Source organism: Pseudoalteromonas sp. SG43-7, assembly GCF_014164295.1.
GTDB lineage: Bacteria > Pseudomonadota > Gammaproteobacteria > Enterobacterales > Alteromonadaceae > Pseudoalteromonas > Pseudoalteromonas rhizosphaerae.
This window is the reverse complement of record NZ_JACJEY010000013.1, coordinates 45,788-58,906: the sequence shown is the minus strand read 5'-3', so window position 1 is coordinate 58,906 and position 13,119 is coordinate 45,788. Positions and strand designations below refer to the sequence as shown.

7 protein-coding genes are annotated in these 13,119 nt (G+C 39.9%); all 7 read left to right on the top strand.

All coding sequences use genetic code 11. From position 1 onward, the window contains the following. Positions 1-58: 58 nt before the first annotated feature. The 7 genes from H5200_RS08085 to H5200_RS08055 all read left to right on the top strand — a co-directional run bounded on the left by H5200_RS08085 (position 59) and on the right by H5200_RS08055 (position 13,077). Positions 59-1,099, top strand: coding sequence for a Glu/Leu/Phe/Val dehydrogenase (locus H5200_RS08085; RefSeq protein WP_182718436.1), 1,041 nt, complete (start codon positions 59-61; stop codon positions 1,097-1,099). 93 nt (positions 1,100-1,192) lie between these two features. Beyond that, positions 1,193-1,828 (top strand): CatA-like O-acetyltransferase, encoded by a 636-nt coding sequence (locus H5200_RS08080; RefSeq protein WP_182739940.1) that lies wholly within the window; start codon positions 1,193-1,195, stop codon positions 1,826-1,828. A 174-nt stretch (positions 1,829-2,002) separates the two neighbouring features. Continuing rightward, positions 2,003-4,897, top strand: coding sequence for a ligand-binding sensor domain-containing diguanylate cyclase (locus H5200_RS08075; RefSeq protein WP_182761284.1), 2,895 nt, complete (start codon positions 2,003-2,005; stop codon positions 4,895-4,897). A 318-nt stretch (positions 4,898-5,215) separates the two neighbouring features. Continuing rightward, on the top strand, positions 5,216-7,153 hold the full coding sequence (locus H5200_RS08070; RefSeq protein WP_149982837.1) for a hypothetical protein: 1,938 nt from the start codon (positions 5,216-5,218) through the stop codon (positions 7,151-7,153). Between the two features lie 436 nt (positions 7,154-7,589). Continuing rightward, positions 7,590-8,822, top strand: coding sequence for a M23 family metallopeptidase (locus H5200_RS08065; RefSeq protein WP_182718433.1), 1,233 nt, complete (start codon positions 7,590-7,592; stop codon positions 8,820-8,822). Positions 8,823-8,963: 141 nt separating this feature from the next. Continuing rightward, positions 8,964-9,788, top strand: a complete 825-nt coding sequence (locus tag H5200_RS08060) for a M90 family metallopeptidase (RefSeq protein WP_149982835.1) — start codon at positions 8,964-8,966, stop codon at positions 9,786-9,788. A gap of 106 nt (positions 9,789-9,894) precedes the next feature. Further along, positions 9,895-13,077 carry an amidohydrolase family protein gene (locus H5200_RS08055; RefSeq protein ID WP_182761283.1) on the top strand — a complete coding sequence of 1,061 codons (3,183 nt, stop codon included), beginning with the start codon at positions 9,895-9,897 and terminating at the stop codon, positions 13,075-13,077. The last annotated feature ends 42 nt before the right edge of the window (positions 13,078-13,119 follow it).

The following is a 13,119-nucleotide window of genomic DNA, read 5'->3' as shown; positions in this document are numbered from 1 at the left end:
CTCGGCAATTTCAGCGTGCATACCCTCTCACGGGTTACAAATTTCGGAGTAAGATAAAGTGGCTGTGTTCAATCGAGTTGATTTTGATAACCACGAACAAGTGGTTTTTTGTTCAGATAAAGAATCAGGCCTTCGTGCAATTATTGCCGTTCATAATACTAATTTAGGTCCTGCTGTTGGTGGTTGCAGAATGTGGGATTACGCAAGTGATGACGACGCTGTTGTCGATGCGCTTCGTTTATCAAAGGGTATGACCTACAAAAATGCGGTAGCACGTTTACCATTTGGTGGTGGTAAATCTGTGATCATTGGTAATGCCAAAGAAATTAAGTCTGAACAGTTATTCCGTGCATTTGGTCGCCAATTAGAGCGCTTAAATGGTAGTTACTATTCTGCTGAAGATGTAAACATCACCTGTGATGATGTGGCTATTATGAATAAAGAAACTAACTATGTATTAGGCCTTGAAGGTAAAAGTGGTAACCCATCACCATTTACAGCGTATGGCACATTTTTAGGAATTAAAGCGGCGTTACAACATCAACGTGGTCACCAAGACTTGAGTGGCATTAAAGTGGCAGTACAAGGCTTAGGCGCTGTTGCTTATGGCTTATGTAAACATTTGCATGACGCGGGTGCGACCTTGTTTGTAACTGATATCAACCAAGTGGCAATTGATCGAGTCGTGAATGATTTTACTGCGACTGCTGTAGGCATTGATGAAATATACGACCTTGATGTCGATGTATATGCACCGTGTGCACTTGGTGCAACAGTAAATGATGCGACTATTCCACGCATTAAAGCGACAATTATTGCTGGTTGTGCAAATAACCAATTAGCCGAGTCTCGCCACGGTGAGATCATTCGTGAAAAAGGTATTTTATACGCACCAGATTATGTGATTAACGCAGGTGGTATTATTAATGTTTATTATGAAACAGCGCCAGAAGGTTACAGTGCTGAGGCATCAAATAAACATGTTGAGGGGATTTTCAAAACCTTAACTGAAATTTTTTCGCGAAGTGAGAAAGAGCAAAAATCAACGCATTTGATCGCAGACGAACTCGCACAAGAGATAATCGAAAACGGTTTATAATAAACGCGTTTAGGCGTGCAATTGCACGCCTTTACATTATTCAGTAAATCCCTCACGATACGGTCATCCTGACTTGTATAGTTTTCTAAAGATATGACGCCCATCGATTTAGCCACATGGCCACGCCAACAACATTTCTCACTGTTTAAAGAGTTTACGCAACCTTATTTTAATGTATGTGTACAATTAGATATGGGGGCGCTGTATCAGTATTGTAAATCACAGCAATGCTCTTTTTTTCATGCCTATATCTATGCGACATTGCAGGCAAGCAATGCTTATCAACCAATGTTACTGAGGATCATTGACGGTGTACCTTGGCAACTAGCTGCTCAACGTGCCAGTGTTGTAGAGCTTGCTGATGATGATACCTTTAGGTTTAGCTATTTTTCACAACAAGCTACGTTTAACGACTTTCAAGTGCATGCAAATAAAGTTAGCTTAGCTGCAAAGCAACAGCCATTATTCTCAACTGCTTTTGCGCAAACCGAAGGTCAGACTGATTTGATCCATATTTCGGTTTTACCGTGGTTGAACTTTACAAGCTTCTCTCACGCACATACACAAGGTAATCATTTCGGCATTCCTAAATTAGTGTTTGGACAGTTTGATGCGCAAAAGGGGACATTGCCTATCTCAATAGATGTGCACCATGCATTGATGGATGGTTTACATGTAGCGAAGTTTATTGACCAGCTGCAGCAAAGCATAGACGCTCTGTGTGCTTAGCGTAGTCGTAAACGAATTGTGTTATTTAGTTAATGAAAATAAAACTCAGACTATGTTAGTATAATTCCTATACAAAAAATATAATGATAATTAACTACTAGTAAATCATTATCTATTTAATTTGCGTTAATGCTAAGTTGTTAGCTCGCCATAATTACGAAGGCGTTTAGTATAATGATTCGTTTAGGTCTTTGCTTTTTCTTTTTTGTTGTTTTTAGCAGCTTTGCTGCTGAGCAAACCCGTTTACCTCTTAATGACTACTTTGCCGAAACTTGGAATACCCGTTCTGGTTTGCCTCACAATAGTATCAATAGTGTGGTGCAAACAAATGATGGCTATATATGGATTGCCACATGGGAAGGATTAGCCCGATTTAATGGCCGTGAGTTTAAACTATTTACACGCACGGAAATAACTGGTTTACCAGATTCTGGTTTACGTAGTTTAGCCCCACAAGCTGATGGCGGTTTATATATCGTGGGTGCCCGAGGTGGGATCAGTCATTTATATCAAGGGCAATGGCACGCTAAGCCTAATGCCACTGCGATGGTAAATCATGTATTAAAAACACCTTCCGATGAAACTTGGTTAGCTCTTGAGGGCCAAGGTGTTGTATATCGAGAGTTTGATAGTGCGCCGGACACGGCGATTTTAGAAAACTTCAGTGCTTATCGCCTAATAGAAGACAAAGCCGGTATGATTTGGGCTGCAACCAGCAAAGGCTTGTATCAAATTAATAATAAAACAGCGCGATTAATTACTCCCGATTCAGGTTTACCACAAAGTCCAATATACACCTTGTATTTGACCCGCCAAGGTGAACTCATTGTAGGCAGTGAACAAGGCGCATGGAAGCAGGTGAACAACCGTTTTGTCAGTATTCATGCTCAGCTTAAAGATGAGGCTATCTCAAGTATTTTACAAGATGATCATGATGATCTTTGGTTTGGTACGATCAATAAAGGGGTGTTTCGATTAAGCCCGTTAGGACTTGAACAACTTGATGCTGACGCTGGTTTACCAGCCAATCGGATTTTATCGCTATTACAAGATCGTGAAAATAGTATTTGGGTTGGCACAAATGGCGGTTTGTACCGATTGCGTGAAGCTGCTTTTTCAACTTGGACCACAAAACGCGGTTTAACAGGGGACTATGTTCGCACCGTGCTGTCCCATTCAGATGGTAGCTTATGGGTAGGCGGCAGCCTAGGTTTAAACCGTATTGAAGATAATAAAGTAAACACATTCCCTGCTGCTTATGGGAATGATTCGTTATCGGTTTTAAGTTTAGCTGAGGATGCGCAAGGACATATTTGGCTAGGGACTTATACATCAGGTTTGATGAGGATTATCAATGGTAAAGCTTATCCTGTTCTAGATCGTAAAAATGGCTTAGCCAGCAATGAGGTCAGGGCGTTATTATTTGATAGTGCAGGGCGCTTATGGGTAGGAACCGCAGCAGGATTGACACGAATAGATGTGGATGGATCACTGAAGCAGTTTTCAAGTGTAGATGGTTTACCTGGTGATTTTATTATAGCCCTTAGCGAAGACAATTATGGCAATGTATGGATTGGAACTGGCGTTGGGGTGGCTTTTTTTAGCCCAAGTTTAGAAAAGTTTACGGCTAAAGTATTTCCAGCCCATTTTGATGCTGAATATGCTTTTGGTTTTTATGCTGAATCTGAATATATCTGGATGGCGACAGACCGTGGTCTTGTCCGGTGTCATATCCCAACCGGAGAGATGAGTATTCTTGGGCGTGAACAAGGCTTGCCAGTTGATAAGCTGTTTCAAGTTGTGGCACAGGGAGATTCGTTTTGGTTATCTAGTAATCGCGGTGTGATCCAAGTTAATCAACAGCAAGTCAAACAGCGACTCGCCCAGTTAGCACAAAATAATACGTTGCCAATCCAGTATCAGCTATATGATGAAGGAGACGGCATGCTTAGCGCCCAGGCTAATGGCGGGTCTAATCCTGCTGCGGTGTTGCATAAAGATGGCAGTATTTGGATTGCTACAGCGCAAGGGGCAAGTACTATCGTCCCTGAACGATTAAAGCAAGCTACAAAGAAGACATTACCGACAATTATTGAGGCCATGTATGTAGATGGCAAAATGACCCCCTTAGTGCAGCAAGATGAGGAAATCATTTTACCGCTGGGTGTTTCGCGGCTCTCTTTTCATTATGCGGGCTTAAGTTTTATTATGCCCCATCGATTGAATTATCAGACCCAATTGGCTGGCTATAACAATGTGTGGGTTAACCGTAATCAACTCAGTATTACAGAATATACTAACTTACCACCGGGCAAGTACACGTTCAAAGTACGTTCTGGCTACCCTAATGGGCAATGGCAAGATAATGATAAAACCTTAACGTTTGTGATCCAGTCATATTTCTGGCAAAAAACTACTTTTAAGATCATGGTTTTTATCGGTTTATTAGCATTGGTCTACGGGCTTTATAGATACCGACTTTATCATTATAAAAAAATAGAAATCGAGCTGATCAAGCGGGTTGAGCAACAAACTAATGATCTACAACAACAAACAGATGCCTTTGCTCATCAAGCAACCCATGATCAACTAACTGATTTGCCAAATCGTCGTGCCTTTGATTGTTGGCTCGCGGATAATTTTGCTGACTTTAAGCAACATGATTCACCTCTGGCTATTGCGATTATGGATATTGACCATTTTAAGCGAATTAATGACGGGTGGTCACATATTGTTGGCGACCGTGTAATTTGCGTAGTTGCTCATATACTAGGAGAGCTCAATGAGAGTGATGATAGTCAAGTTGCTCGCTGGGGAGGTGAAGAATTTACATTACTATTCCCTCATAAAACCGCGCAACAAGCCGCTCAATTATGTGAAGAATTACGTGTGCAAATTGCAAACTACGATTTTTCAAACATAGCTAGCGGGTTATCGGTAACGGTTAGTTTTGGAGTCGCAGATTCATTGGCAGTTAATGACTATGACAGGTTACTGGCGCAAGCTGACCAAGCGCTTTATCAAGCAAAAAGTAATGGGCGAAATCGAGTCGAAATAAATAAAATATAAAGATTAAAATGTGAAGTGAAAAGGTTATTAAAAAATTCTTTGACTGTTATCCTTCGTAGTTAAATTACTTACTATGAATACTTTAACTTTACTTATTGCTAATGTTATTTTCTATATTAAATGGACAGTCGATTTTATACATTAATTGCTATAAAAACAAACAATCCAGTTGGTTGTGGGGGATAAATAGACAATTCATCTTATGTTCAGATACTTAAGCCCCTGATTTGGGATTGTATTGTTGCGTTATAAGCAAGTGCTTCGGTATACTTCACATGAGCCTAATCTGGGTAAAAATAATAAATACATGGAGTTTAAATGTTAAGAAAATCTGCTATTGCACTTGCTATTTCATCTAGTTTTTTCCTTTCTGGTTGCCTAGAAGTTGAAGATAATAATGACGATATCGTAGCTGCTATTGAAAATAATACTGATGCTCAAGCTGAGCTAAAAAGTGTAACTTTAACTGGATCAGTTAAACACTTATTAACAGGTGAGTCTGTTAATAATGCCCAAGTATCAATTAAAATTGGTAATGACTGGAGCGAGCCTGTCGCTGTTTCAAACGGTTTATTTGAATTAAATGAGCTTCCAAAAAACTCTGACTTTGTTCTGCTTGTCTCCAGTGCTGATGGTTCTTTTCAGGAGCGTGCTTTTTACGGTAAAACGAATTACGGTATAGCTCAATTGGGAAGTTTAGAAGTTTCAAGTGCTGAAACTGTGCAGTTTGAAGTACTGCTTAATGGTGAAAATACACCTGTAGCAGGGCTTGAATTTAGTTACAGTATTTCCACTGCATTTAATATGTACAATGAATTTTCGAATCGTAATGAACATTTTATTCGTTCTACCTATAATGCAGATACTGGTATGTACTCTATTGCTAAAGTAGCCGGTTTTACTGATCTGCTATCAATGGACCTTGATGTTGACAATGATGCTGTTGATGATTTTAGTTATAACAATCAGTCAGACAGTATTAGCCAAATTAATATAAGCGAGTTAACCAACGGAAATACTTTGTATGTTTCTAAAACAGCTGAAAACGCAAAGTTTGAAGTCCGTGTTTCAGTAATTAATGAACTTGGTAATACATTTGATAATTTGAACTTTGTTTCATTAAAAAATCTTACTAAAGGAACGCCAGCAACTTTCGATGCTGATAGTAAAGAGTATATTTTTGAATATAATGGTAGTTCAAAGATGAAACTACTTTTACCTAGTTTCGTAGATAGTTCAGGTAATCGCTATGATACAGGTGAAGTAAATCTTTATGCTACAAATGGTGGGGTGTCAGTTACTAACTCAAGCTTTAATAATTTAAATCGTTTTTATGAACTAGACGATGGTGTTTTATCACTAGTAATAAAGCCAAGAGTATCGTCGTTTTCCTCTAGGCCGCGAGTTGTTAGTGCCATAGCAGATGAAACATCTCAAAACTTCTATATGTTTATGGAAGCGCCTATTGAGTTAGTTGATAGTGCTGCGTCATTAATTAAGAAACGTCAAATAACGGTTGTTAAAGGTACTGATGATGAAAACGATTTTATTGCACAAGGCGTAACGCAAATTTCGTTTAATGACGTTTCTGTTCCTTTTACCTCATCGCTTAAATATAACGATACATTTGTTACTCTGTCACCAGCCGCTCCTCTTGTCGGCGGTCATTATGAGTATAACATTGAAAAAGTCAGTGTGAAGTCTACAGGTGAAGTCGTGAATATCTCAGCCGCAAGCTCATTTCGTATTGCAGATCAATCTCCTTTTGATATCAATCAATTGCGTTGGGATAATAATAACGGATTAACTGACGGCAAAACTATAGTACTTAAGAATACAGCTAATGAAGATGTTGGTTTTAAGCGTAAATCAAACAATGGTAGTCTTTACTTACCAGCATCAATAGCAACCTTAAGTCATTTTAAAGTTAATTTGCTAGGCTATACAGCCAATGGAAAAGTAAATCCTGCACTAATTGAGAGCACAATTGTATCTGATGGCAACATAAATATTAGCGAGATTAATACAGTTTCAGTTGCTGTTAATGAAACTATTTTAATTGATGACTACTCTGTTGATTTCTACACAAGTCTTCCTGATCGTCAGTGGTATAAGTTATCAAATAATACTTATCAAATAGAAAATCTTGATGACAATCAATTAAGCAGTAAAAATAATGTTACTTTTGGTTATGAGTATGCTGTAAAAGGCAGTTCTGAAATTGTTACAGGCAAAATCACCTTACCTGTGCTTTAAAGGTTAGCTGTTTCTGCGGGGGGGAGTTTTGTACTCTCCCCCTTTTTTATCTTCCTTAAAAGGGGGGGCTCACTGAGTTAATAATGTATTCGACAGATATATTTCCTGTTATTAGATATTGACTATTCTGGGGTCAGATAAACTCGTAAGTGTCATTAACAAAGAGTGCTATACGATGGACTTGTGTATTGATAATTAAGATGATCCCAAATTCAATTTTGAGGTTATATATTTAAATCGCCTAGAAGCTTGGTTTGTTGACAATATGGGTGTATGTTTTTTTGGTAGATAAACACGCTACAGGCCATTGCTTTTCGAGTATATAATATATACAAATACATATATTAAAACATTTTATTAACATTTGGTTGAATTTGATGCTATACCTTTTATTCCCACTTTGGGACCTTTTTGATGTGAACAGAAGGAACAAAAGATGAAAAGTAAGATGATATATGTAGCTTTAGCAGGTGTTTTAGGTGTGTCGCCAGCGTTGTTTGCACAAGGCCATAAGCATAATGATTTTAACTTTACTGCACAGTCCATTGAGTCACTTAAGTTAACCTCCTTGGTGGCTGTGGACGATACTCAGTTTGTGTTCAATAATGACTTGTTGCGTGAAGATTGGGATAATTTCTTTGCTCTGCATGCGCCTGTACTGGAAGATAAAAAAGAGCGTGTTTTGCACTGGGCAGGTTATACAAGTATCAACCCTAAAGTTATCTTAGCGTTGATTGAGCTGCAAAGTGGCTTACTTTCTGATCCTGACGCAGATATTAATAATGCTTTTGCAGGTTTATCTGACGAACACGGTTTTGATGCCCAGCTAGAAGATGTGGTAATGATGTTAAGTCAACGTTTTTATGCATATAAACAGTGGCAAGATAGCCAAGCCACCCCGGAAACATCAAAGTATGCGGGCGAGGAAATCACCAATAGAGTCAATACCAACAGCAGTACTGCAGCGACAGTAGCATTGGTCAGTGTTCTTAAAAAACAAGTATTAAGCAAAGATAATGTTAATTACGCTAAGAGCGATCTGACCGGCTTTTTAGCGACGTTTGAGCGTCTATTCCCTGATAGTCGCGCTCAGTTACAAAGATCCTCTAAAAGTGCACTACAAAGTAGCAATCAGCAGTTTGCTGCGGCTAGTTTTTCAATGAACTTACCATGGTCATCAGGTTATTATTGGTACAGCGGTGGGGCTCACTCTAATACTGGCTCTGGTTATCCATATTCATCGCTTGATTTTAATAATGGCTCTGGTGGTTGGGGCACAAATACACCATATGTTCAAGCGGCGCATGGCGGTACTATCACACGTTTTTCGTCATGTAATATCCGCGTAACGCATTCGAGTGGATATTCAACCAACTATTATCATATGTCTAATCTGCAGTATAGTAGCGGTGATTTTGTGCAGCCAGGTGCATGGCTCGGTCGTTATGCGAACAATTATAACCAAGCACTATGTGAAGGGGGACAATCATCAGGTCCTCACGTGCATTTTACTTTGTTGTATAACGGCCAGCAGGTGTCATTACATAATCAATATATTAGTGGTCATCGTATTGATGTCGGCAATAGCAACTACGATGATAATTGTAATCGTTTCTACTTTGAGCGTAATGGTTACCGTACTTGTGCATGGGACCGTTTATATCGTTAATATAATTGATTTTACGTAATAATATAGTTGACCGCCTTTAACATAGTTATGGGCGGTTTTTTAGCTGTTGCTAGGCTAGATGATTGAATTTTATCCTCACAGGACATATTAATAAGCTACACCTGTTGATAGGACCTCGTAATGGTAAATGGATTATTAATATTTGCGCTGATTGCGTTTGTAGTTGTTTATTGGCGTTGGCCGGTTATTCAAAACCGCTTGTGGCAAAAAAAGTATCAAGATTATCGTTTAGATGAAAAGCAAAAAACATTATTGTTACGGTATATGCCTATCTATCAAAAAATGACGGATGCTGATCGGGAAAAATTAGAGCGTCATATTGTCTGGTTTCTAAATGAAAAACGCTTTATTGGTTGTGATGGTTTAATTCTAAACGAGAGTATGAAGTTAATAATTGCTGCGGATGCATGTGTGTTGGTGCTTAATAAACCATGGCCACTTTATCAAAATGTGAAAGAAATTTTGCTGTACCCAAGTGCCTATTACGCGCCGCAGACATCTCGTGATAGTGCCGGATTAGTAAGCTATCATAATACTGTTCGTCAAGGCGAGTCATGGCCTGGAGGGACTTTAGTTCTAAGCTGGCACGATGTGCTTGAAGGGAATCGCTTACCCAGTGACGGACATAATTTAGTGTTTCATGAATTTGCTCACCAACTTGATCAAGAAACAGGTAAAACCACAGGCACGCCTATATTAGCTAAAGAGGCAGATTATAAACAGTGGGGGCGTGTTTTTAGCCGCGCTTATAATCAGTTAAAAACTCATGTTGCGTATAATATGCCGCATGTTATTCATAGTTATGGTGCAACTAATGAAGCCGAATTTTTTGCCGTGATCACCGAAACTTTTCTCGAAAAGCCCAGTGAGCTGCGCCATTATGATCCTGAAATATACAGTTTATTGGTCGGCTATTATCAGTTTGATCCAATAAAATGGCATTAACCGCCAAATAACGACGCTTTATCAGATATCGCTGGTAACTTGCTGCCGTTTTTGTTGCAATCATGTTTATAAGATGAAAACCGCAATAAAAATAAGCGAGAAGGCGATGAAACAAATGCTTCATACAGCAATGGCTGTAGCTGTGTCACTGGCGCTATATGGTCAGGCTCAGGCACAAGATAATGATGACAAAAAATGGCAAGTGGATGCGCCACAAGGTCAATTTGTTGATGCTAATATTAGTGTCTCTCAAGGCACTTGGATGAATATCGATGTCAGTCCTGATGGCAAAACCATTGCGTTTGATTTGCTGGGCGATATTTACACTATGCCGATGGCTGGTGGCATTGCCACTCAACTGACCTCTGATATCGCATGGCAAATGCAACCGCGTTTTAGTCCTGATGGTAAACATATTGCGTTTACCTCAGATCAAGGTGGCGGTGATAATATCTGGTTGATGGATTTAAACGGTGAGAATCAAACCGCGGTAACCGATGAAACGTTTCGCTTATTGAACAGCCCCGCATGGAGTCCCGACGGCGACTATATTGTTGCTCGTAAGCATTTTACAGCGAGCCGTTCATTAGGCGCAGGTGAAGTATGGCTTTATCATAAAGCGGGTGGCAAAGGTGTACAACTCACTAAACGTGAGAATGATCAAAAAGATTTAGGTGAGCCGATGTTTTCACCTGATGGCCGATATGTTTATTTTTCACATGATGCAACGCCGGGTAAAACCTTTCATTATTCAAAAGATTCGGTTGCTGGCATTTATAAAATCAAGCGTTACGATCGCGAAACGGGTGAGATAGAAACGATTATTGATGGTATGGGCGGCGCGATTAGACCAACCCCGTCGCCAGACGGTAAGAAGCTTGCGTATATTAAACGAGATGATTTTCAAACTAGCCTCTACCTATATGACTTAACCAGCGGTAAGCATACTAAGCTATATGACAAGCTTGAACGTGATATGCAAGAGACTTGGGCTATTCATGGCGTGTATCCAACTATTGCATGGACACCAGATAATAACCAACTGATATTTTGGGCTGGCGGTACTATTCATAAACTTGATGTGCAAGATGGCGATGTAGAAACCGTACCATTTGAAGTTAAAACCAGTAAGAAAATTCAACAAGCAGTGCGTTTTACACAAAATATTGATAGCGATGAATTTGCTGTAAAAATGTTGCGTAATGTACAGATTTCGCCGGATGGTGAAACAGCAATTTTTGAAGCGCTAGGACATATTTATAAACGCGATTTAGAGTCAGGAAAAATAAAGCGTTTAACTGAACAAAATGACCACTTTGAGTTGTTCCCGCAGTTTTCCCGTGATGGTAAAAAAATAGTCTATGTAACCTGGGATGATAACGAACAGGGGGCTGTTCGAGTTGTCTCTGCGCGTAGTGGTCGCGGTGATGATATTACCACAGAGCCAGGTAAATATGTTGAGCCAACATTTAGTCCTGATGGCAAAACGGTAGTGTACCGTAAAGCCTCAGGAGGCAGCATTTTAAACCCTGATTGGTCACTGCATCCGGGTATTTATGCAGTGAGTAGCAAAGGCGGGAAAGCTGAGTTAATTTCTAAAAGTGGTTATCAGCCGCAGTTTGCATCAGCTAATGATCGAGTTTTTGTGATGAGCCCATGGCCTAAGCCAACGCTAAGTGTGGTTGAACTTGATTCGAAAAAAATCACTAAGCTTTATGAGTCAGAGCATGCTACTGAGTTTAGAGTATCGCCTGATGGCAAGTACCTCGCTTTTGCTGAACGTTTTAAAGTGTTTGTTACGCCATTAGTGCAAAGTGGTAAAACCATTAATATTGGTCCTAAAGACAGCCAATTTCCGATTGAGCAGTTATCTGTTCGTGCCGGTGAGAATATCAGCTGGAGCGCCAGCAGCGATAAACTGTATTGGACGCTAGGCCCAGAGCTTTATCATGCAAGTTTGGCAGGTTTATTTGATATCAATAAAGCGGATGATGCTGACTTTAAAGTAAAAAGTGGCGATAACATTGGCTTTAGTAGCAAAATGGCTGAACCAAAAGGCATGATAGCTTTAACGGGCGCACGTATTATTACCATGAAAGGCGAGCAAGTCATTGAAAATGGTATACTATTAATCGATGGTAAACATATTAAAGCCGTTGGTACAGCTGTTGATATTAACATTCCAAAAGGCGCACAGGTAATTGATGTATCTGGCAAAACAATTATGCCAGGAATTGTTGATGCGCATGCGCATGGTTCACAAGGCAGCGATGAGATCATTCCTGAGCAAAATTGGAAAAACTTAGCGGGCCTATCGTTAGGCGTCACGACAATTCACGATCCATCAAACGATACAACAGAGATTTTTACAGCCAGCGAAATGCAAAAAGCGGGGACTATTGTAGGCCCACGTATTTTCTCAACCGGTACTATTTTATATGGTGCCAATATGCCAGGTTATACATCACACATTGATTCGTTAGATGATGCTAAATTTCACTTAGAGCGATTAAAGAAAGTTGGCGCGTTTAGTGTTAAATCATACAACCAACCACGACGTGAACAACGCCAACAAGTAATTGAAGCTGGCCGAGAGCTTGAAATGATGGTGGTGCCAGAAGGTGGTTCATTATTACAGCATAATTTAACGATGGTGGTTGATGGTCATACGGGCATTGAGCACTCAATTCCCGTGGCGAATATTTATGATGATATCAAGCAGCTTTGGTCACAAAGTGATGTAGGCTACACGCCAACACTTGGTGTGGCATATGGCGGCATCTGGGGAGAAAACTATTGGTATGATAAGACTGATGTGTGGAATCACCCGCGCTTAAGTAAATTTGTGCCAAAAAACCAATTATTACCACGTTCAATGCGCCGTGTTAAAGCACCCGATCACCACTATAATCACTTTAACAATGCACGGGTAGCAAAAGAGCTACAAGATTTAGGTGTTTTAGTGAATCTAGGTGCACATGGTCAGCGCGAAGGCCTTGCAGCGCACTGGGAGATTTGGATGTTTGCTCAAGGTGGTATGAGTCCACTGGAAGCTATTCGTGCGGCGACGCTTGATCCGGCCAAGTACATCGGCCTTGATCAGAATATCGGCTCATTGGAAGTCGGTAAACTTGCTGACTTAATGGTGATTGATGGTAATCCACTGACTAATATTCGTGATACAGATAAAGTTGATTATACGATGATCAACGGTCGGTTATTTGATGCCGCGACTATGAATGAAGTTGGCAAAAAAGCACGCGACAAATTGTACTTTGAAGATAAGTAATTATTAGTGTTATAACCAATCAAAAGCGGCTGAACAGCCGCT

Excerpts from the sequence above, each read along its gene's own strand:
- H5200_RS08080 (WP_182739940.1), top strand. The coding sequence starts at position 1,193 with ATGACGCCCATCGATTTAGCCACATGGCCACGCCAACAACATTTCTCA.
- H5200_RS08075 (WP_182761284.1), top strand. The coding sequence starts at position 2,003 with ATGATTCGTTTAGGTCTTTGCTTTTTCTTTTTTGTTGTTTTTAGCAGC.
- H5200_RS08070 (WP_149982837.1), top strand. The coding sequence starts at position 5,216 with ATGTTAAGAAAATCTGCTATTGCACTTGCTATTTCATCTAGTTTTTTC.
- H5200_RS08065 (WP_182718433.1), top strand. The coding sequence starts at position 7,590 with ATGAAAAGTAAGATGATATATGTAGCTTTAGCAGGTGTTTTAGGTGTG.
- H5200_RS08060 (WP_149982835.1), top strand. The coding sequence starts at position 8,964 with ATGGTAAATGGATTATTAATATTTGCGCTGATTGCGTTTGTAGTTGTT.
- H5200_RS08055 (WP_182761283.1), top strand. The coding sequence starts at position 9,895 with ATGAAACAAATGCTTCATACAGCAATGGCTGTAGCTGTGTCACTGGCG.